Genomic DNA, 20767 nt, shown 5'->3' with positions numbered 1-20767 from the left:
ATTAATCGGTTTCAAGAATTGGCTGAAGCACGTCTGCCCGCCCATCAATTTCGGTAAGAAGTTCTAAGCCAAGCAGCCCGGCAAGCATGGGGTAAATATGGATGTTCTCAAAACGCTCAATTTTTTTGTTGTTATCCAACGCAGGACCCGTCGCAACGAAAAAACCATCCATCTCCCGCGTACCGTAATAGCCGTGGGTACCGCCATCTGAGCGCTGCTCTGCTGGTCGGGTGGCAAAGGTATCAGGGGCTTTAGTGCCTAATACAATAGCCGGTACGCGAGGGCCGTCGGTAAAGTGTCTTTTTGCCAACTGTTTTTCTGACTCTACATGAAACGCCATATTTGTCATCTCAGTAAGGCGTGTGCGTAGCGACTTAACCTGTTGCTCAGAGGTTCCTTGGTTGGCGTAAATAAGCAGACGAGTCTGAGCATTAATAACAGTGAATAAATTGTCGTCAATGCTCAGCTCGTCAACTTCCATCATTTTATCGGCGAGAATAGGTGCCATGCCGTGATCGGAAACCAGCACCAGGTTTACTGATGGGTCTACTTCAGTTTGCAGACGTTGCCATAACTCGCCAATAAGCTCATCAACATGTTTTACCGCGCCTTTAACCTGTTTAGAGTCCGGACCAAAACGGTGTCCCATACTGTCAACCACTGAAAAATACCCGGTGACAAGTCTGGGACGAGCTTGTTCCGGTAATTGTAACCATTCAATAATTTGATCGACTCGCTGGCGATTAGGAACGGGAGTACTGTAATGATAGAAATAACTGGGCGTCCGACCATTAATACGAGCATCAGATTCAGGCCAAAAGAAAGTCGCTGCTTTAACACCTTGGAATTCCGCAAGGTTCCACAAAGGTAACGCGGTTATCCAGCTGCTGTCTTCTAAACCATCACCCATACTGTATTTTTGCTGGCGCTCGGTGTCGTAAAAATTATTATCGACCAGACCGTGGTTCGTGGGATAACGCCCAGTAATAATAGATAAATGATTAGGAAAGGTCTTTGACGGATAAACCGGAATAAGGCCTTCACTTCGAACGCCCTGTTCGGCCAGCTTAGCGATGTTCTTAGCATCGTGCTTTTCAATGTAGTCATGACGAAAGCCGTCAATTGAAATAAGCACCACAGTTTGCTCATTACTTTTACCGAAGGTAAAGGAAGAAAAAACGACGAGACAAACTGCCAACAGTATTTTCATAATAAATTCCAGTATCCGATTTTAGACCTTTTTAACAAATTCAGATTTCAGTTTCATGGCACCAATACCATCAATTTTACAATCGATGTCATGATCACCTTCAATTAAACGGATATTTTTAACTTTCGTGCCGACTTTAACGACTGAAGAAGAACCTTTAATTTTAAGATCTTTAATAACAGTGACTGTATCGCCGTCTTCGAGCGGTGTGCCGTTAGCATCACGAAAAGAGGGGGCGTCATTGGTGGTTTTCGGCTCATTTTCAGACCATTCATGTCCGCATTCGGGGCAAATTAATAAGTTACCATCATGGTAGGTGAAGCTTGAATTGCATTCAGGACAGGCCGGAAAACTGCTCATATCAGATCCTTTAGAGGCGATGAAAGAGGGCGGATTATAGCCTGTCACAGTTGCTGGCCGCAATTGGCGCTATAAAGACCGCATGGTCGTTCAGTGCCTTCACTGTTTTATGTATTATGGCATTACCAATCTGGCAGCGCTGAAAGTCACAAAAAGTGATCGTTTTGTGCCGAAATGGGTACCCGTAATAGGTTTGGTCAATTGTTTTGGGTTGGCCGTTTTTTGCCGTGGCAGGTGTTTTTGTCGGGCGTTATTTTTATTGTCTTGATTCTGCTGATACATCAGCTGAGACGTTAAGAGGTCTACATGCGAGATATTGTTATTCTGCACGAAAATGAAGAGTGGCTGGTACCGCTCAGAGCAGAGTTTAAAAAGTGTGGCGTAGAAGCGAAAGAATGGTTTCTGGACAGCGGAGTTGTTCCTTTTTCCGAGCTTCCGGAAGATGCGGTTTACTACAACCGCATGAGTGCTTCGTCGCATACCCGAGGACACCGGTTTGCACCGGAGCTGACTCGTATGGCATTAACCTGGTTAGAAAATAATAACCGAACGGTGGTGAATGGTACCCGAGTGCTGGCGCTGGAGGTCTGTAAGCTGTCGCAGTATGCCGCGCTGCAAAAAGCAGGGCTCAACGTACCTAAAACTCAGGCCGTAGTTGGCAAAGAGCTACTTGCTCAAGCGGCTGAAAAATTTGCTCAGTGGCCGTTAATTTTAAAACCTAACCGTGGCGGTAAAGGTTTAGGGGTTATTAAGTTTGATGATGTTTCTGGTCTGGAAAGTTACCTCGATAGCGATGATTATGAAGAACCTTTAGACGGTATCTGGCTTTTACAAGAGTACATTCAGCCGAAACAGCCGCACATTACCCGCAGTGAGTTTGTTGGTCAAAAGTTTGTTTACGCGGTTAACGTTAATACAGAACAGGGCTTTGAGTTATGCCCGGCCGATGTATGCAGCGTGGATGATGCGTTTTGTCCAACCGACGAAACTCCGGCTGAAGACAATCAACCCAATAAATTCACTATTACGCAGCGCTTTAATGACCACGAAATTGTTTACGCGCTGGAAGCTTTTCTAAAAGCCAATGACATTGATGTGGCAGGTATTGAATTTATCGAAGACGCCAAAGGCGAGCTTTACGTTTACGATGTGAATACCAACACCAATTATAACCAAAGTGCTGAGCGTGAAGCCGGTGTTAAGAAAACCGGAATGGGTGCGTTGGCCGATTATTTGGTGAACTTAGCTAAATAAGAGTTGGCAAAAAAATAGCCCCATAAAAATGGGGCTATAAAGAACCAGGGAGAGACTGGTTTTTAGAACGAGTATTCTACGCCCAGAGACGCGGTTTGAGGTTTGTTTGGACGCGCACCGTGAGGTAAGCGAGCAACAATTTTCTGCTGATCGAACAAGTTCTCAACTTTGAAATAAACCGCCATGTTGCTGTCAACTTCATAACGGCTGACAAAATCAGTCACAAACAGTGATTCGGTTTTGTTAAAGCGATTGTTGTCACGGTTACAGCCAATATCAACGCACATTTCGTCAGCGTATTTGGCAACGACATAGTTTACCCAGCCGTTGTTGTTGTCCAGAGCAACGCGAACGCTGAAGATGTTTTGCGGAATATCACTTAACTCATCGCCGTCGATAAAGCCTTTTACCGCATTATCTTCACTGATTTCACCCTTAGTGTAGGTATAAGCAAAATCAACGGGCATAAGGAACTGGCCGACTTCAAATGTGTTACTTGCCTGCAATTCCAGACCGGTTACCGTTGATTCACCCAGCACAAAAGAACCGGACTCAGCACCGTTATCACACGGGGTAGAAATTGAGCATTGCTGCGTTTTGTTACTGAAGTCACTGTAGAACCCTATAGCTTCTGCAAAGAACGAGCCTTGATTAAAGCGAAGGCCGGCTTCGTAGTTGTTGCTGGTTTCTGGCTCCTGGAAATTTTTTGCGCCGCCACCTAACGGTGAGAATCCTTTGTGCGCGCCAGCCAGTACTTGCCAGTTGTCGTTCACGTCATAAGTGAATGAAACACCCGGTAACCATTCGTCGCTGTCGTTTGAACGAGTGCCGTCAAGTTCTGTACGTGAAGCATTGGCAAACTGATTGCGAAAGGACTCGACGTCTTCGTAGCGCAGTGCGAAGTGCACGTTAAGATCTTCGGTTGCCTGCCATTGGTCAGTGATCCACAAGCTTGTTGCATCAGCACCTTCTAAACGGTTATTGCCACCGCTTGGCATAACTTCGCCTTGAAAAACGAGGCTGCCGTTAACCTGGTCATAAATTTCAACCGGCTGGAAGCGATCCATTTCGTCGGTATGATCACGAACCCCCACTTCCAGATTATGAGTGCCTAAAGCGAACTGCGCGTTGGCTTCAACACCTTTAGACTCATAAGCTCGGTTATTGTTTTTGTAGTTTAAGCCTGCTTCGTCCTGCACGCCGTGTAAGATAGCTAAAGCATCCGCGTCGCCCTTATTTGCGTTGTTGATGTATGCATTGCCACCATCGAGTTTGAACCAGTTACGGGCAAATTCGTTGTAGTAACCCAAAATATTGATGGTTAGGTTATCGGTTGCGTCAAAGGCATAGTTTAAGCTGTAACCGGTATGCGAGTTATCCATCTGATCAATTTCAGACAGCCCATAACGGCGATTTTCATTCTGAGCAAAATCGGCGTCTGTTAAACCGAGGTAAGTTTCATTGGAGATTTCTTCTGAATACTGCACTTTAGCCAGCAGGCTTTGGCGATCACCGGTCCACTGAAGCTTGGCTACGTAGTCTTCAATATCAAAGCCAGTATCACGACTGCTGCGGTCAATGTTTTTAAAGCCGTCGCTGCTGCGCTGAACGGTTTCTAGTAAAAAGCCCCACTGGCCTTCAGTTCCGCCAACATGAGCGTGAATGTCACGACTGCTGTTCTCGCCAAACTGAGTCAAAACCTGACCGCTGAAGTCTTCAGGAATCGGCGTTGAAACTAAGTTTAAAACACCACCGGTTGTTTGTGGGCCATGGCGTAATAACGGCGCGCCTTTTAGGACTTCAACCGATGACATGCGGAAAGTCGTTGGGAAGTAATAAGCCGCCGGGTTGGAATAAGGAGCCGGCGCCATCATAACGCCGTCTTCCATCAGAGTGACCTTTTCGACACGCTTTGCAGTTGCTGCACGAATACCAATGTTTGGACGCAGGCCTTGGCCATCCTCTTCACGTACGTAAATACCCGGGATAGTTTTCATCAATTGATTAATATCGCTGGGTACTTCAATACGCATTTGTTCTTCATCGACAACAGCGCCAGAGCCTGCGATTTGGCGGGAATCGGCTTTATTGCCAATGATTTTGATTTGCTCAATTTCAGTATCGACAACAGCGGCGTTATTTGCCAATGCCGGAGCCGCAAGAGCGGTAAGTATGGTGCTAGCTAAAATTGTTTTTTTCATATTGGGGTCAACTTATTTTTTGAAAAGTGATTTAAGTTTTCGTGAATTAGGTGACAAGAATGATAATTAAAACAAGAATGATTCGCAATAAAGATTTTTATTATTTTTTTAATTTAAAGTATCGTTTTTTAGAATAGTTATGCGCCAAGCACATTCATTTAATCAAATGATCGAAGGGCAAGACTGTCTTCTTTCAAAACCAATTCATCAAAAAGAATTTGAGGAGCTCGTGCAATTACCTGCACATTCTATAGAATCCTACCTTAACAGCTAACAATAACAGGATGGCAAGTATGCCCGGTATGACTATTAAAGGAAGTGTCTCTACTTTCGCTGCAATGCTGCTGTCAGGTTGTGCACTTTTATCGCCAGCAGAGAACGCGGAAACCTATTATCAATGTGGTGCCAGTGAATTCAGTGTGTTGCAACAAGAGCAAACCGTTCTGCTCAACTATGGCTCTGAGCTGGAAACACTTTCTCAGGCGGTCAGCGGTTCCGGCGCTCGTTACTCGAATGAGAAAGAGCCTGTTACTCAGTATTGGAGCAAAGGGAATGAAGCGGATATCACCTGGCGTGGCCAGGAAATGCCGTTATGCGTTGAGCGCGGTACCTTACCCAAACATTTTACCGCCAGAGGGAACGAGCCGTTTTGGCAAGTTGCAGTAAACCCACAACATATGGCGCTGACGACCCCGGCAAGTGAAGCTATTATTGATTTACAACCAGCCGAAGTTGTGTCAGAACAGCCTTATGAGTGGCGCATTGAATCGACTACCGATAAACACTTAATTGTTATTGATAGACTCTGTCGCGATTCAATGAGTGGTCGTTTGTATCCATACCAAGTGGATTTGCAAGAGTCTGATCGTATGTATTCTGGTTGTGGTGGTGATAGCGAATGGTTGCTGCAGGGAGCTAACTGGGAACTGGTTGAATTTGAAGACTATGCACTCAACTCGAAGCCTGCAACCATTCAGTTTTTAGAAAACAGTCAACTCGCCGGTTTTAATGGCTGTAATCGCTATTTCGGCAGCTACAATATGGGCGGTGAACTGGCTCAGCTCAGAATAACCGGTAGTACTAAAATGGCTTGCAGCAATGCAGCAGATAAGCTTTCCAGACAGTTTAGTGAGGTACTGGAGCGTGTTTATCACGTTAATATTGATGACAACGGTCGCTTGGTACTGAGTACCCGGGGAGGTCGTAAAATGGTGTTTAAGCAAAAAAACGACTAACGGTTAGGGTCTCATTACTGACAAACGACGCACAAATCAGAGAGCTTTGGGGAACACCCGTTCAGGTAACTGTCGATAAAGACTAACCTTTGGTCGCAATGGCACTTGCTATCGTTGCAATTGGTTTCGGTTCGGAGTATTAAAGATAGAAAGAGTCGAACGAATATTTGGGGTCAGTATGTTAAAAAAAATAGCGATGGGTTTAACAGTAGCCTTGGCGGGGCATTCGGCACAAGCGGGCGAGTGGCTGCATTGTGGAAATGTTTTTGATAGTGACAGCGGACGCCTGGCAGGTGAACGTTATATTGAAGTGACCGATAACAAGATTACCGCTATAAAGGTGAATGGGCCAGGTGGCGACGCCTCAGTAACCGATTTAAGCACGCATACTTGCTTACCGGGCTTTATTGATCTTCACGTGCATCTCGACGGGCAGTCGGGCCCTGATTCTTATATCAAGCAGTTTACTGAAAACCCGGCCGATTTAGCCTTAAAAGCCCAGCACTATGGTTTGAAAACCTTAAACGCCGGGTTTACCACCGTAAGAAACCCGGGAGGTTCCGACAACGTGACAATTGCGCTGCGTAATGCGGTGAATGCGGGTGTCGTTGAGGGCCCAAGAATTTATTCGGCGGGAAAGTCTCTGGCAACTACGGGCGGTCATGCTGACCCGACTAATGGCTGGAAAGAAGAGTTAATGGGGCGGCCTACCGCTAAAGATGGTGTAATTAACAGTGCCGCCGATGCACGTGAAGCTGTGCGTCAGCATTACAAAGATGGTGCTGATTTTATCAAAATCACCGCAACTGGTGGAGTTTTGAGTATGGCCAGCAGCGGCGACAATCCTCAGTTTACGGATGACGAGCTCAAGGCATTGGTTGATATAGCTGACGACTACAACTTTCATGTTGCCGCACACGCTCATGGTAAAGCCGGTATGTTGCGCGCTGTTAAGGCTGGAATTGCATCGGTTGAACATGGCACCTATATGGACGATGAAGTGATAGCGGCAATGAAAGAACGTGGCACTTATCTGATTCCTACTATTACGGCCGGAAAGTTTGTTGCCGAAAAAGCTGAGATTGATGGCTACTTCCCGGAGGTTGTCAGACCCAAGGCGCGTGCAATAGGTCCTCAAATTCAGGATACTTTTGCAAAAGCTTATAAAGCGGGAGTGAACTTTGCCTTTGGTACAGACAGTGGTGTATCAGCGCATGGTGACAACGCCCTGGAGTTTCAATATATGGTTGAGGCCGGTGTACCGGAAGCTGAGGCCATTCAGTCCGCAACATCAATTGCAGCGACGTTTCTTAAAAACAACAACATTGGTCATCTTGAACAGGGTAAGCTGGCGGATATTGTCGCGGTAAAAGGTAATCCTTTAGATGATATTACGTTATTGCAGAATCTTAGCTTTGTGATGAAAGACGGTCAGGTTTATAAGCACCAGTAATAAGTGGTCAGGGTCAGTCAAAGCGGACTGACCCTTCTAATTTTAACGACGTATGGTCGCTACTGCGAACCTCATACTTTGTTTTGTCAGCTTCTTCGCATGCCCATAACTGCACTCGTGCAGGCAGAATAACCGGACGTTTGAAAGCCACTTCAATATAAGTCACCGCTTTTTGCTGACGCTTTTCCAGCTCAGCCTGAGCTCTTGCCATCATGTACATGCCATGAATAATCGGTGTTTTAAATCCAAACCAACGCGAAACCAGTGGATGTAAATGAATCGGGTTAAAGTCACCAGAGACGCGTGCATAGCGCCTGCCCATGCCACTACCCAATTGCCAGTGGCTCAGGTTTTTCCAGCCTGTTTCCGGCTTAAATGATTTTATTGGGGGCGCTGTCTTTTTGGCCGGGCCCGGGTTTTGACCATTCATAACCTGGTAGACACTCGAGCAGGTTGCTACCTTTTCGTTATTCTGCCAAAACTCAACCACAAACCGCGGGCGTAAACGTCGTGGCGAAACATCCGGGCCACGTTTGGGAACTGTGACGGTCGAAACAAGTTGAAAAGGTGCTTGTGTAGAAATAATCTGGTGACGTTCTATTTTATTACTAACGTGAACTAATCCGGGTGCTGGCCAGGGGAAACTGTCATCCAGCATTTGCGATAAGTGTGCTCTTTGAGCGATGCAATACAGCATAGCTAAAGGAATATCGCTAACGAAACCGTTGAATGCTTGATGGTAATGGCTCAGGTGCTTAGCGGTAGGAGCCGCAATGGAGTACTCTTTAAGCAAAGTCTCTGACTCTGTTTGAGCGTTATCTCTGCGTTTCAAGGTCAGTAAAGAACGTAGCAGCATGCCCGGCATCGGGGCGAGCTTCTGTGGGCTGGTATCAACACGTTCCATAGTGATCGTTAAACTCCATACTGACAATACGGTAATTCTCGCACATGTCTGAAGCTATCAACAGTCCGACCACTAAAAAGCCGCTCCGGTGGAGCGGCCTTTTACTGCGCGTTTACTTTTTTGTATCGAGGTTTTCGTTTAAATCTTCGTCGTGTTTTTCAAGGTCCCAGGGCAAGACGCCCGGACTGTGATGACGGAAATGAAGATAGTTTTCAAACTGATTAATAACGTCATTGATAATATCAGTTGGCTCATAGCCGAACAGATCGTATGACTGACCGCCCTGTCTAAGGAAAACTTCCGCTCGATAATACACTTCTCTGTTCTTGTCGTTACTTAAAGCGAATTCCGGCAATAGATAGTCTCTTAAACGAATTTCGTAAGAAAAATCAATATCATCATTTCGTTTAACATTGAGAATAATGCGGCTATGCTCCTCGTCGGTTTTAAATTCAGCCGGCCAGTCCTGAGTTTTTAATTCGTCCCGGACATTCTTCATACTTTCTGTGGCTGGCTCATTGATAAACTCAAGCACCGATGCTTTATTCGGAAAGTCAACTAAACCGGCCAGGCGTTTCTTCCAGTAATCGGGGCCTTCATTAACCCCTTGGCGATGAGAGTGACGGTGGCTTTGAAGACTATTAGATTGATACCCTTCAATGACTAAAGCGCGCCACATACCTGCCGCTGAGATCAAAATAATGATGGCAAAAGGTAACGCACTGGTAATTGCAGCCGTCTGCAGCGCCCCTAAACCCCCGGCAATCAGCAGCACTGAAGCAACAATTCCTTCTGTGCTTGCCCAAAAAACACGTTGCCAAACCGGGGTTTCCATCATACCGCCCGAGGATAAAGAATCGATAACCAAGGAGCCGGAATCTGACGAGGTAACGAAAAAGGTAATGATTAATAATACCGTCAGAAAGCTTAAAATACTGGTCATTGGTAAGTTTTCGTACAGTTTAAACAGCGCTATTGCCTGATTATCCTGAACTTCAGTAATTAGTGCGCTATAACCTTGGTTCATGATCATGCTTAAAGCTGTATCACCGAATACGGCAAACCAAAAGAAGGTAAAGATAGTCGGTACCAGCATAACGCCGAACACAAACTGACGAATAGTACGTCCGCGACTGATTTTGGCAATAAACAGCCCCACAAACGGAGCCCATGCAATGGTCCAGCCAAAGATAAACAGAGTCCAGTTACCAATCCAGTCACTGCGCTCATAGGCTTGCAAATTAAAGGTTCGTTCTACAATGTTACTTAAATATGCTCCGGTGTTTTGCAGGAAAGTTTCTAAAATATGAATGGTCGGGCCAACGATAAAAACAAACAGGAGTAGAAAAATAACCAGGGTCATGTTGAGTAGTGATAGTCGTTTTATCCCTTTATCCATACCCGCGACCACTGAAGCTATTGCAGCTAAGGTAATGAGACCAATGGAAACAACCTGAATCATTGTTCCGACAGGAATGTCTTCCCATAAGTAATTGAGGCCGGCGTTAATTTGAATAACGGAAAGCCCAAGCGTGGTGGCGATACCAAACATGGTGCTGAGAATGGCAAAAGTATCTATTGTGTGACCAATTGGGCCGTTGATTTTGTCGCCGATAAGTGGGTAAAGAGTAGAGCGCATAGTAAGCGGTAACCCATGGCGAAATGAAAAATAAGCCAGAACCAACCCCACCAGTCCATAAATTGCCCAAATGTGGAACCCCCAGTGGAAATAGGCAATTTGCATAGCTTGTTTAGCCGAACCGACGGTTTCAGCGGCTCCTGCAGGAGGCTCGGCGTAATGCAATATGGGTTCGGATACGCCAAAAAAGAGTAAAGCAATACCGTAACCTGCGGAAAAAAGCATGGCAAACCAGGACGTGAAGCTGTATTCCGGTTCACAATGATCAGGACCCAGCTTAATTTTCCCCCAGTTTGATACGGCCACGCCAACAATGAACATAAGAAACAGCGCGACCGCTAACATATAGAACCAACCGAAGTTGTCGGTGATACCGGCTAGTGTCCAGTCAAATAGATCACCGGCTTTCTGCGGTGCACTCAGAGTGCCTATAACCAGCAGAGCTATGACAATAACCGCAGGAAGAAATACCGGGAATAAAATTGCAGAATGCCATTTGCGCTTTTCGGCTGACATAAAAGCTCCTGTTTTTATTATAGTTTGTCTATATATAGCCTACTTAGAACGGTTTGTAATGGGTCACTTTCTATTTATTGGCTGTTTACTTTCTGGGCGCTGGGGTATCATTGGAATTGTTGTAGCAGTAAATGATGAGTGACTTAGTGGTTATGAGTGCGGACAAAAATTCGGTCAATTTAGAGCTGTTAGCAAATGCTGTTCCTGGTGCGCTGTATCAGCTGGAGCGCTCGCCTGACGGTGAATTAAAATTTAATTATGCGAGTCAAGGCGTAGAAGCCATTTACGGCTGTTCTGCCGATGCATTAGCAAATGATATCCGTTTGTTAACCCACATTATTCATCCTGACGATTTACAATCCGTATTAACCAGCATGCACGAGTCTGCACGTTACCAGTATTTGTGGGTAAAAGAGTACCGGGTCATTCGAAACGGCAAAGAAGCCTGGATATACGGACATGCGGTAACTAACAAACAGGAAGACGGAAGCACTCTGTGGAATGGACAGATGCTGGATATTACCGAAAGAAAGCTGCTGGAACTAAAAGCTGAAGAACAGCAGCGTAATCTGATGCAGGCGGAACGAGTGGGCAGACTCGGTCATTGGCAGTTGGATTTGGAAACGGGGCTGTCGCAATGGTCAGACACTATGTATGGCTTGCATGGTCTGAAGAAAGCAACCACCGAGCCTTCGTTAGCTTTGGTTTTAGAGAAGACTCACCCCCAGGACCGAGATGTTTTAACCGAAGCCATTGAAGCCGTTAAACAAGCCGGAGCACGAGATGTTGAACACCGGGTGATGCTAGATGATGGTGAAATCCGGTGGCTAAGAGAATCGGGTATCTACCGCATTAATCAAGCGGGCCGCGAGGTTATTTTTGGTATCACACAAGATATTACGGATTATAAAGAACTGGAGCTTAAGCTAAGGCAAACGGGGGGTAACGATGAGTATACCGGGTTTTATAACCGTCGGCTTATGCTGCAGTCCTTGCAAAGGCGTTTTAGCCTATTTCAGGCGCATTCAGAGTATCAATATTATGTATTGGTCGTGCATGTTGCCGATAATGCAACAACGTTAAAAGTGGCGAGTCAAATTGTGCGTGAGAATATTCGCGACTACGATACTCCGGGTAGCTTAGGTAATGGGCTCATCGTGGTGTTGATGTCGACGCTGTCGGCAGAACAGAACACAGACTGTCTGGAGTCTATTCGGGAGCAACTGAATCAGCATGGTGTTGAACATAAAACTGCTCTGGAGTGTGCTCAGGTAACGGATCTTCGGTTCGATGATATTTTGATACGAGCGCTGCGTTAATTTAGCGATTTATCGGCTTATCGATAGGCCAGTCACACGCTTTACCCATGGCGTTAAGAGGCAGTTGCTCACCGAAACTGATGTGCTCGGGTATTTCCGCAGGCGCCAGACGTTCAGCCAGCCAATTTCTAATGCTTTGCGCGGTCTCTTCAGTATCATTGCGCAGAACAATAAAAGCTTTTAATCCACTACCCTCATCGGGCGTCATTGGTCTTACATCGGTATCGATAATGGCGGGATGTTGGCGTAAAGACTCGGCAATCCGTGCCGGAAAGACATTGATTCCCCGTATTGATATCGCCTTATCGAGTCGTCCGGCAATTTTAAATTCATTGGCCGTTTGCCACTGCGCTTTATCGGGTATTTCGTAGACGGTCTGACTTTGTTTTTCAATTAACTGCTGTGGGTTATTCGTGTCACTGCGCCAACGCGGCAGTAAGTGATAGTTATTTTCTGGTTCACAGCGATAGCCGATACCCGCGGTTTCAGAGCTTCCGTAAATTTCAACGGCTCGCGCGGCACCCATGGCATACAATTGGTGCAGTGTACGCGGTGGGCAGTACCCGGTAGAGCTAATAAAAAGCATTGCTGGCGGTAGTGGTGGAATTTCTGTCGCAATTTGAGTTAAAAGCTCAGGAAACCCGACAACAATGTCTCCGGTCTGTAATCCACCGTTACGCACATGGCTGTAGGCTTTAAAGCCTCGTAAAACCGGAACATCAATCACATTAGGCAATAACACCGTGAACAGAAAACCATAGATATGGTGACTGGGTACTAAGGCTACAATGCGACTGGGAGATATTTCATACTCATTATTAAAAATATGGATAAATTCATTCACTTCCTCAACCAAACAACTCCATGAGTGTTCACAAGGTTTTGGCTGGCCGGTCGTACCAGAGGTTGTCACTGTTATATTCCGGGAATGAACTTCCCGTGATTTGATAACAATGTCAGCCCATTCAGAGAGGCTATGGCGGCGTAACAAGTAGTCTTCGACACCGCTGTCTCCCATATCGAAGAATTGAACCACGCGACCTGCCAGTGCCAGTCTTTCCAGTGAATCAACCGCTACTGCATCTGCTTTGTCATCATCTTTTGAGGCTTGGTTTTTGGGGATTAAACAATCATCTTCATGCCACTGACGACGCTTCCACTGCTCACTTTCGGAGGGCCTCATTCGCGCAAGTTCATCGGCGATAAGATCGCCGATGACGGTTACGATAAACTGATGCTTAAGTGTCTGTGTCACGTTACAGGCGCTTGACAAACACCCAGTAGCTGTCACCGGCCAAGGCTTTTTTCATATGAACTTTAACCTTGGTCGGCTTCATTTCGTAGTCAAAAACGTACTCAAACATGGTGTTTAAATTACCATTTTTGACACCTTCGTCGAAACGACCTTTAAATTCAGGGCTATTGGTGCAAGGTGCAACTTCGTTGAAGAAGCTTTTACCGACTACGGCACTCGGATCGCGGCCGGTGATATCACCTTCGGCTGCGTTGTACTGAATGATTTTGCCATTGCCGTCTAACTGTATAGCGCCAAAGGCAATGTCATTTAATTTATCATCTGACATGTTAGCTAAGCTGTTTTCGATATCACTGGAACCAAATTGAACGATTTCCATACTGCTTTCCTCATTTTTAAATGTACCACTTAGTAGTGCGGTAAAAAGTATTTAGATCATCTTTTTTCTTAACACTTCTTAAAGTGAAATTGAAAGCCAGCAGGTCTATACTGGTTATCAGGTACTCAGCTAAGGATAAAATAATGCCCAGAACGCCTAAATTTCACCGGGAAACGGCGCTTAATAATGCGCTAAAGCTTTTCTGGCGCAAGGGATACCATGCGACCTCAATGAAAGACATTGAAGAAGAAATGGACATGAGGCCGGGAAGTATCTATGCGGCATTTGGTAATAAAGAAACCTTGTTTAAGGAAACGCTTGAAGAGTATTCAGTGCTTGCAACCAATGACTTTAAGCAGACTTTAGCGCAACGGTCTTCAATTTTGCAGGGGCTCAGTTTATACCTGCGTCATTTAACGGCAGAAGACCCCAGCTGTGAGCCAACTAAAGCCTGCATGCTGGTGAAAACTTTGCTGGAGTTTACCCCCGAAGATAGAGCTTTTAGTGAGCCTGCCCGTACTTATTTGAAAAAGTTTGAAGAGCTTCTTACAGAAAGCTTTGAATTGGCACAGCGGCGTGGAGAAATTGGTCGCTCTCAATCGCCGGGACGTCTTGCGCGCTTATTGCAAACCAATATTATCGGTTTAAGGACAATGTCCAGGCGAGGGCTTTCGCAGCATGAGCTGGAAAACTTAGCCGACGATATTATTGCGAGAATTATTCCCGCAAGTTAAATAAACCTTTGTAAGCTTTAGGGTCAAAGCGCCAGGTAATCAGTAAAATTAATACACCGATAATGATGTGTAATTGCCAGCCTAAACTGTAGTCGCCTGAGACATCTCTGAACCAGCCGGTTAAAAGCGGCATCAGGCTGGCAAACGTAAAACCAATACCCTGCATAAAGGAAACCAGGCGGCCGGCCTGCACCGGGTTATCGATGTGATCCAGTGCAATGACAATACATAAAGGGAAGGCACCACCTAAACCAAAACCGCATAGCGCTGACCATAACCAGGGGGCGTCTGTCGGGAACCAGCTTAACCCGGCAAAACCAACCATTTGTGTCAGCACGGCTGCCATTAGCCAGAATCGTCTGTCTTGTGTTCGTGATAAAGCGGGCAGTAACAAAGCGCCGATAACCTGAACTAGAGAAAACAGTGCCAATAAGTTGCCGGCTTTTTGAGCGGGCCAGTCAAACTCTGCGTAGAACGGCGCTACCCAGGCAATAAACCCCGCATAACCGGCATTGACCAACGCAAAATAAATACCCAGCAGCCACGCTCTGGGGTATCGATGAGCACGCAATAGCAGGTGTCTTGGCGGAATACTGGCTATCGGCACGCGGTTAAACGGAAGGTACCAAATAACGAGCACCAGTAAAGCCAGTAAAGACCAGCTTCCCAGAGCCTGAAACCGCTCAGGTAATAAATTGGCAACCCACGGGGTAGCAACGGCACCCAATGCAGCTCCACCCATTAGGGCCGCAGACCAAAGGCCGGTTACCCTACCTAAACGGTTCAAATATTTCTGCTTGGTCAGTTCAGGAATGACAATATGAAGCAGAGCAATACCGACACCGCCAATCAGAGCGCTGCTAATCAAACTCACGTTTGTTGGTTCAAATAAGCGTGTTATTAATCCGGCGCAAAGTATCAGCAAACCAAGGCCTATTCCCTGCTTATAACCTAAAGCAGTGGTCACGCGACCGGCAAATAAAGCCATTAAGCCAATCATTAGAATGGGGAGCGTAGTAAGTAACGAGACTTCACTAAAAGACAGCCTGGTGATGGTTTGAAGTTCCTCGGTGAGAGGACCGACCGAAGTCAGTAACGGACGCAGGTTAAGCCCCAGCAATACTAAAACCAATAAGCCCAAAAGCAGAGGAAGTTTTGAACGTTGCGTCTCAGGCGTTGATGGAGTCTGCAAATTATTACCACGAGTTTGTAAAAACCATACTTTACTCAATTTTCATCGCAGTGTGAAACCGTGTTATTATTTCGCGCCAACAGTGAATGTTCGTTTCTTAGAAAAGAGAACCCGTTATGACCGCGTCTCCGGTGTTAGGGAATTTGTTTATCATTGCGGCCCCCAGTGGCGCAGGCAAGTCGAGCCTGATACGAGCTTTGTTGGAAAAACACCCTGATCAATCTATGCAGGTATCTGTGTCCTCTACGACACGCGCCCCGCGCACCGGTGAAGTGCAGGGAGTCCATTACCACTTTCTCAATACTGAAGAGTTTGAGCAGCGGATTGATGCGGGCGAGTTCTATGAATGGGCGTGCGTGTTCGGAAATTATTATGGTACTTCGCGCAAAGTGGTCGAGTCGTTATTAGCACAAGGCAAAGATGTGTTTCTGGATATAGACTGGCAGGGCGCTCAGCAAGTTCGGGAGCACCACCCCGATGTTCGCTCGGTTTTTATTGTGCCACCAAGCTTAGAAATTCTGGAACAGCGTTTGCGTTTTCGTGGCCAGGATTCGGACTCGGTTATTGCCGAACGTATGGCCAAAGCACAGAGTGAAATGTCGCATTATCATGAGTTTGACTACCTACTGGTTAATGATGATTTTGACCGTACTTTGGCATTGCTGGAGCATATTGTTTTAGCACAGCGGCAAAAAATGCCGCATCAACAAATAAGATATTCAAAGGTATTGAAGGAATTGCTTGGATCATAGGCTTTAATTCCGTATAATTCTTAGCCTTTCGAAAAATACGACTCACGCTTTATTGGGAGTAAACCATGGCTCGCGTAACTGTAGAAGATGCTGTAGACCGTGTTGGTAACCGTTTTGATTTAATTTTGTTAGCCTCACGCCGCGCGCGTCAATTGGCTAATGGTAAAGAGCCACTCGTTGAAACAAAAAACGAAAAACCAACTGTTATTGCTTTGCGTGAAATTGAGCAAGGTTTAATCGATAATGATCGTTTAGACATTGAAGATCAGGCCGCTCAAAAACGACAAGACGCCGAAGAACTGCGAGCGGTAGACGCGCTGCGCGGTATTGAATAAAAAATTCTGTTCGCCAACGGTATCAATGCCGTTGGCAATTCCGTTAAATCCCCTTATTCTGAGAGTATATTCATAAGTCCGGTGTGACCCGGGGAGTTATCTGGTGTACTTATTTGAAGGCTTAAAGGCTCAAATTAGTGAGTATCTTCCATCTGAACAGGTGGAACGTATTGGCAATGCCTTTGTGGTAGCAAACCAAGCCCACAGTTCGCAAAAACGCAGTAGTGGTGAGCCTTATATTACTCACCCGGTTGCTGTGGCCAGTTTGCTTGCTGATATGAAGCTGGATTGTGAAACGCTGATGGCGGCTCTACTGCATGATGTTATTGAAGACACCGAAACTAACCGGGAAGATTTAGCCGAGCGCTTTGGTGCAACGGTTGCCAGCCTGGTAGAAGGTGTTTCTAAACTGGATAAGCTGCAGTTTAATTCCAAAAAAGAAGCTCAGGCTGAAAACTATCGCAAGATGATCATGGCGATGGTGCAGGATATTCGGGTTATTCTGATTAAGCTGGCTGATCGTACCCACAACATGCGTACTATTCAGCACCTCCGGCCCGACAAACGTCGCCGCATTGCCCGCGAAACATTAGAAATTTACGCTCCATTAGCACACCGTTTAGGCATGCACGACATTAAAAACGAGTTGGAACAACTCGGTTTTTGGGCACTTTATCCGTGGCGGGGTAAATTACTGGAATCGGAAGTTAAACGGGCACGGGGCAACCGTCGTGAGTTTACCGAGCGGGTTCAAAGTGAGATCAGCTCAAGGCTCGAAGGCAATAACATTAAAGCGCGGGTGTTCGGCCGCGAGAAACACCTGCATAGCATTTATCGTAAAATGCAGACGAAAGAAGTCAAATTTGAGCAGGTGATGGACATCTATGCGTTCCGCGTTATTGTCGACAGTGTGGATACCTGCTACCGAGTTCTGGGGGCACTGCATAATTTGTATAAGCCCATTGAAACGCGCTTTAAAGATTATATTGCGATACCGAAATCTAATGGCTACCAGTCCTTGCATACCTCATTGAAGGGCCCGCATGGGGTGCCGGTTGAAATTCAGATACGTACCGAAGAGATGGACCTCATGGCCGATCGCGGTGTTGCAGCACATTGGATGTACAAGCAATCTGATGACTCGAGTACAACCGCCCAGGTGCGTGCGCGTAAGTGGATGCAAAGCCTGCTTGAGCTGCAGCAAAGTGCTGGTAATTCCTTTGAATTTATTGAAAACGTCAAATCAGATTTGTTCCCCGATGAAATCTATGTATTCAGTCCGGACGGCGGCATTACTGAATTACCTCAGGGCGCTACGGCTGTAGACTTTGCTTACGCCGTGCACACTGATATCGGTAATACCTGTATTGGTGCCCGGGTGAATCATCGCACTTATTCATTGAGTAAGCCCTTAGAAACCGGACAAACGGTAGAAATAAAAACAGCGCCAAACTCGCGCCCTAATATTGCCTGGCTTAATTTTGTGGTTACCGGTAAGGCGCGGGCTAAAATTCGTCAGTACCTCAAAAGTCAGGAGGCAGACGAAGCGCAACAGTTAGGCGAACGTTTACTGCGCTCGGCGTTGGGTCAGGTCAGTTACGACGAAATTCCTGAATCTGAGTTTGCCCGGGTGCTGCGGGAAACGAAGATGGACACTCGTGAAAATTTATTGAAGCAAATTGGTCTGGGCAACATGATGTCAATTGCCATTGCTAAGCGTTTGTTGGGTGATTTACAACCCATTAAAGACGATAACGCCTCGCATAAAAGCCTTTCCATTAAAGGTGCTGAAGGTTTATTGGTGAGTTTTGCAAAATGCTGCCGGCCTATTCCGGGTGATGACATTATTGCTCATGTCAGCCCGGGTAAAGGGTTGGTGATCCATCGTCGTGAGTGTAAAAACGTACGTGGACACGAAGATGACCCGGGTCGTTACTTTCCGGTTGAATGGGATAATAAACCCGAGGCTGAGTTTATTTCAGAAATTCGCATTGAAATAGTTAACAATCAGGGAGTATTGGCTAAGTTAACGTCGTCAATTGCGACCACGGGTTGTAATATTGATGGTCTTCAGACCGAAGAGATTGATGCCAACATTTATTTTATTGATGTGGCCTTAACCATAAAAAACCGTAAGCATCTAGCGGACGTGATCCGTCACATTCGTAAGATGCCGGATGTTCAGCGTGTGACGCGCTTAAGGAAGTAAGATGTCTAAAGTCATTATTTCAACAGAGAAAGCGCCTGCTGCCATAGGCACTTATTCGCAAGCCGTACAGATTGGTACCACCGTGTATCTTTCTGGGCAGATCCCTTTGGTCCCTGAAACCATGGAACTTGTCAGTGAGGATTTTACCGCTCAGGCCGAACAGGTGTTTAAAAACCTGACTGCGGTTTGTGAAGCCTCGGGCGCAGAGCTACAAGATATGGTGAAAGTGCAAATCTACCTGACCGACTTGGGTCAGTTCGCCATTGTGAACGAAGTGATGGCCAAACATTTTAAAGAGCCGTATCCAGCTCGCGCGGCTATCGGCGTAAGGCAATTGCCGAAAGGCGCGCAAATTGAAATAGACGGTGTTATGGAGCTGCCCAGCACCAACTAATTAAGCGGATTCTGGTGTCGGTTCCCTGTCTTCCAGGGGCCGACGCCAGATAATAATAGCAATGGCCACTGCCGCCAGAATAAAGCAATACCCCGTGTGCAGACTGACCGATAACGGCGATATTTTGAAGCTGGCGCCCATCAACAGCGCTTGCGCTCCATAGGGCAGCGCACCTTGTACAACACAGGCAAAAATATCCAATAGACTGGCACTCTGGCGCGGCGCTAAGTTACCCACCTTGGCTAAACGCTTGCTGACCTCACCGGCTAATAAAATGCTGACGGTGTTATTGGCGACACAGAAGTTGGTCAAAGCAGTCAGTGCGGCAACACCAATGGCCGATGCGCGCTGTTTGTGCTTACTGACCTTGTTGGCGGCGCTTTCGACAAAAGCCGCTAAGAAAGCCAGTCCGCCTTGTTGGCGAATTAACGCCGATAAACCACCAATTAGCAACGACAGTAAGAAAATCTCCTGCATACTGGCAAAGCCGTCGTAAATATCCTGACTAAAAGCCACCCACTCATAGCCAACCGAGAACATGCCAAAAGCGGCGGCTAAAACAATACCAAGCCCCAGCACGGCAAAAACATTAAGCCCTATAATTGCCAGCACAATAATGGCGAAGTAAGGCAGAGACAGCCAGAGGTTGGCTTCAGGTATCTCTAAAGGTACCTTACTGGTGTCGTAAGTAATGAGCCAAATAACGGTAAAAACAGCCGCTGGTATCGCAATTTTTAAGTTGGCGCGAAATTTATCCCGCATGGTACAGCCCTGCGTACGAGTAGCTGCAATAGTGGTGTCCGAGATGATTGATAAGTTATCGCCAAACATCGCGCCGCTGACCAGCACCCCGGCAAGTAACGGCAAGCTAATGTCAGTCGCCTCGCCAATGCCCAGCACCACCGGAGCCAGGGCGGCGAGTGTGCCCATAGAGGTGCCCATGGCTGTGGAGATGACACCGGCAATAATAAACAGCCCCGGTAACAGGAACGACGCGGGAATAATGTTCAGGCCTAAAGCGACCATGGCGTCAACGCCGCCGGTTGCCTCTGCTACCGTAGAAAAGGCACCCGCCAGCAAATAAATCAAACACATGGTAATAATATTATTGTCGCCAACGCCGCCAACAAAGGTTTCAATACGTTGTTCAAACTGTTGCTTACTGAGCAATATGCCCAGCACTATCGCCGGTAAAATAGCAACCGGACTGGGTAATTGATAAAACGCGTACTCGACCCCTTCGCTTTGAAAGTACAGTCCGGTTCCTAAAAACAGAACTAAGAATAGCGCGAGAGGTAATAGCGCTTTAGCGCTAGCCGGTTGTGGCGAAGCATCGGTCATGTGTCAGCCTTTTGTGTTTGTTTGGACGTCCAGAAGTTTATACAGCTAATTATCCTGATGCAACCTTATTCCAATTACGTGTAGA

At 46.5% G+C, this 20767-nt stretch carries 18 protein-coding genes; 9 read left to right on the top strand and 9 right to left on the bottom strand.

Going from position 1 to position 20767, the window contains the following annotated elements; translation table 11 throughout:
• Nucleotide 1: 1 nt before the first annotated feature.
• A complete protein-coding gene (locus L8G48_RS09135) occupies nt 2-1210 on the bottom strand; it encodes an alkaline phosphatase family protein (protein ID WP_248264303.1) in 1209 nt (402 codons plus the stop codon).
• 21 nt (nt 1211-1231) lie between these two features.
• On the bottom strand, nt 1232-1570 hold the full coding sequence (locus tag L8G48_RS09130; RefSeq protein WP_248264302.1) for a zinc ribbon domain-containing protein YjdM: 339 nt from the start codon (nt 1568-1570) through the stop codon (nt 1232-1234).
• A gap of 306 nt (nt 1571-1876) precedes the next feature.
• Between L8G48_RS09130 and L8G48_RS09125 the strand changes: the two genes are divergently transcribed.
• On the top strand, nt 1877-2824 hold the full coding sequence (locus L8G48_RS09125) for an ATP-grasp domain-containing protein (RefSeq protein ID WP_248264301.1): 948 nt from the start codon (nt 1877-1879) through the stop codon (nt 2822-2824).
• Between the two features lie 62 nt (nt 2825-2886).
• On the opposite strand, the gene L8G48_RS09120 is transcribed toward L8G48_RS09125, so the two are convergent.
• Nucleotides 2887-5025, bottom strand: coding sequence for a TonB-dependent receptor family protein (locus tag L8G48_RS09120; protein ID WP_248264300.1), 2139 nt, complete (start codon nt 5023-5025; stop codon nt 2887-2889).
• Between the two features lie 293 nt (nt 5026-5318).
• Between L8G48_RS09120 and L8G48_RS09115 the strand changes: the two genes are divergently transcribed.
• Nucleotides 5319-6260: an META domain-containing protein gene (locus L8G48_RS09115; RefSeq protein WP_248264299.1), complete on the top strand. Its 942-nt coding sequence runs from the start codon at nt 5319-5321 to the stop codon at nt 6258-6260.
• Nucleotides 6261-6438: 178 nt separating this feature from the next.
• Nucleotides 6439-7713 (top strand): metal-dependent hydrolase family protein, encoded by a 1275-nt coding sequence (locus tag L8G48_RS09110; protein WP_248264298.1) that lies wholly within the window; start codon nt 6439-6441, stop codon nt 7711-7713.
• Nucleotides 7714-7726: 13 nt separating this feature from the next.
• On the opposite strand, the gene L8G48_RS09105 is transcribed toward L8G48_RS09110, so the two are convergent.
• On the bottom strand, nt 7727-8617 hold the full coding sequence (locus L8G48_RS09105) for a MaoC family dehydratase (protein ID WP_248264297.1): 891 nt from the start codon (nt 8615-8617) through the stop codon (nt 7727-7729).
• Between the two features lie 112 nt (nt 8618-8729).
• Nucleotides 8730-10772 (bottom strand): BCCT family transporter, encoded by a 2043-nt coding sequence (locus L8G48_RS09100; protein WP_248264296.1) that lies wholly within the window; start codon nt 10770-10772, stop codon nt 8730-8732.
• 131 nt (nt 10773-10903) lie between these two features.
• On the opposite strand from L8G48_RS09100, the gene L8G48_RS09095 reads away from it, so the two are divergent.
• Nucleotides 10904-12091, top strand: a complete 1188-nt coding sequence (locus L8G48_RS09095; RefSeq protein WP_248264295.1) for a sensor domain-containing diguanylate cyclase — start codon at nt 10904-10906, stop codon at nt 12089-12091.
• Between the two features lies 1 nt (nt 12092).
• On the opposite strand, the gene L8G48_RS09090 is transcribed toward L8G48_RS09095, so the two are convergent.
• Both L8G48_RS09090 and pyp read right to left on the bottom strand, forming a co-directional pair.
• Nucleotides 12093-13346, bottom strand: a complete 1254-nt coding sequence (locus L8G48_RS09090) for an AMP-binding protein (protein WP_248264294.1) — start codon at nt 13344-13346, stop codon at nt 12093-12095.
• 1 nt (nt 13347) lies between these two features.
• Nucleotides 13348-13725: a photoactive yellow protein gene (pyp, locus tag L8G48_RS09085; protein ID WP_248264293.1), complete on the bottom strand. Its 378-nt coding sequence runs from the start codon at nt 13723-13725 to the stop codon at nt 13348-13350.
• A gap of 143 nt (nt 13726-13868) precedes the next feature.
• Here pyp and L8G48_RS09080 point away from each other — a divergent pair, with 143 nt between their 5' ends.
• On the top strand, nt 13869-14459 hold the full coding sequence (locus L8G48_RS09080) for a TetR/AcrR family transcriptional regulator (protein ID WP_248264292.1): 591 nt from the start codon (nt 13869-13871) through the stop codon (nt 14457-14459).
• Here the strand turns inward: L8G48_RS09080 and L8G48_RS09075 are convergent.
• On the bottom strand, nt 14443-15690 hold the full coding sequence (locus L8G48_RS09075; RefSeq protein ID WP_248264291.1) for a cyanate transporter: 1248 nt from the start codon (nt 15688-15690) through the stop codon (nt 14443-14445). The genes L8G48_RS09080 and L8G48_RS09075 overlap by 17 nt on opposite strands.
• 77 nt (nt 15691-15767) lie before the next feature.
• Here L8G48_RS09075 and gmk point away from each other — a divergent pair, with 77 nt between their 5' ends.
• The 4 genes from gmk to L8G48_RS09055 all read left to right on the top strand — a co-directional run bounded on the left by gmk (nt 15768) and on the right by L8G48_RS09055 (nt 19341).
• Nucleotides 15768-16403 (top strand): guanylate kinase, encoded by a 636-nt coding sequence (gene gmk, locus L8G48_RS09070; RefSeq protein WP_248264290.1) that lies wholly within the window; start codon nt 15768-15770, stop codon nt 16401-16403.
• Nucleotides 16404-16468: 65 nt separating this feature from the next.
• Nucleotides 16469-16738 (top strand): DNA-directed RNA polymerase subunit omega, encoded by a 270-nt coding sequence (rpoZ, locus tag L8G48_RS09065; RefSeq protein WP_248264289.1) that lies wholly within the window; start codon nt 16469-16471, stop codon nt 16736-16738.
• Nucleotides 16739-16841: 103 nt separating this feature from the next.
• Complete coding sequence (spoT, locus tag L8G48_RS09060; protein WP_248264288.1) at nt 16842-18947, top strand: bifunctional GTP diphosphokinase/guanosine-3',5'-bis pyrophosphate 3'-pyrophosphohydrolase; 2106 nt, start codon at nt 16842-16844, stop codon at nt 18945-18947.
• A gap of 1 nt (nt 18948) precedes the next feature.
• Nucleotides 18949-19341, top strand: a complete 393-nt coding sequence (locus L8G48_RS09055) for a RidA family protein (RefSeq protein ID WP_248264287.1) — start codon at nt 18949-18951, stop codon at nt 19339-19341.
• Here the strand turns inward: L8G48_RS09055 and L8G48_RS09050 are convergent, their stop codons facing one another.
• Nucleotides 19342-20682, bottom strand: a complete 1341-nt coding sequence (locus tag L8G48_RS09050; RefSeq protein WP_248264286.1) for a Na+/H+ antiporter NhaC family protein — start codon at nt 20680-20682, stop codon at nt 19342-19344.
• Nucleotides 20683-20767: the final 85 nt, after the last annotated feature.

The sequence above is a fragment of the Idiomarina aminovorans genome (genome assembly GCF_023155095.1).
GTDB lineage: Bacteria > Pseudomonadota > Gammaproteobacteria > Enterobacterales > Alteromonadaceae > Idiomarina > Idiomarina aminovorans.
This window is presented reverse-complemented; position numbering and strand designations above follow the sequence as displayed.

Coding starts and splice junctions, on each gene's coding strand:
- L8G48_RS09130 (WP_248264302.1), bottom strand. CDS start 1,570: ATGAGCAGTTTTCCGGCCTGTCCTGAATGCAATTCAAGCTTCACCTAC.
- L8G48_RS09055 (WP_248264287.1), top strand. CDS start 18,949: ATGTCTAAAGTCATTATTTCAACAGAGAAAGCGCCTGCTGCCATAGGC.
- L8G48_RS09110 (WP_248264298.1), top strand. CDS start 6,439: ATGTTAAAAAAAATAGCGATGGGTTTAACAGTAGCCTTGGCGGGGCAT.
- L8G48_RS09115 (WP_248264299.1), top strand. CDS start 5,319: ATGCCCGGTATGACTATTAAAGGAAGTGTCTCTACTTTCGCTGCAATG.
- L8G48_RS09125 (WP_248264301.1), top strand. CDS start 1,877: ATGCGAGATATTGTTATTCTGCACGAAAATGAAGAGTGGCTGGTACCG.
- L8G48_RS09135 (WP_248264303.1), bottom strand. CDS start 1,210: ATGAAAATACTGTTGGCAGTTTGTCTCGTCGTTTTTTCTTCCTTTACC.
- gmk (WP_248264290.1), top strand. CDS start 15,768: ATGACCGCGTCTCCGGTGTTAGGGAATTTGTTTATCATTGCGGCCCCC.
- L8G48_RS09100 (WP_248264296.1), bottom strand. CDS start 10,772: ATGTCAGCCGAAAAGCGCAAATGGCATTCTGCAATTTTATTCCCGGTA.
- L8G48_RS09105 (WP_248264297.1), bottom strand. CDS start 8,617: ATGGAACGTGTTGATACCAGCCCACAGAAGCTCGCCCCGATGCCGGGC.
- pyp (WP_248264293.1), bottom strand. CDS start 13,725: ATGGAAATCGTTCAATTTGGTTCCAGTGATATCGAAAACAGCTTAGCT.
- L8G48_RS09120 (WP_248264300.1), bottom strand. CDS start 5,025: ATGAAAAAAACAATTTTAGCTAGCACCATACTTACCGCTCTTGCGGCT.
- L8G48_RS09095 (WP_248264295.1), top strand. CDS start 10,904: ATGATGAGTGACTTAGTGGTTATGAGTGCGGACAAAAATTCGGTCAAT.
- rpoZ (WP_248264289.1), top strand. CDS start 16,469: ATGGCTCGCGTAACTGTAGAAGATGCTGTAGACCGTGTTGGTAACCGT.
- L8G48_RS09080 (WP_248264292.1), top strand. CDS start 13,869: ATGCCCAGAACGCCTAAATTTCACCGGGAAACGGCGCTTAATAATGCG.
- L8G48_RS09050 (WP_248264286.1), bottom strand. CDS start 20,682: ATGACCGATGCTTCGCCACAACCGGCTAGCGCTAAAGCGCTATTACCT.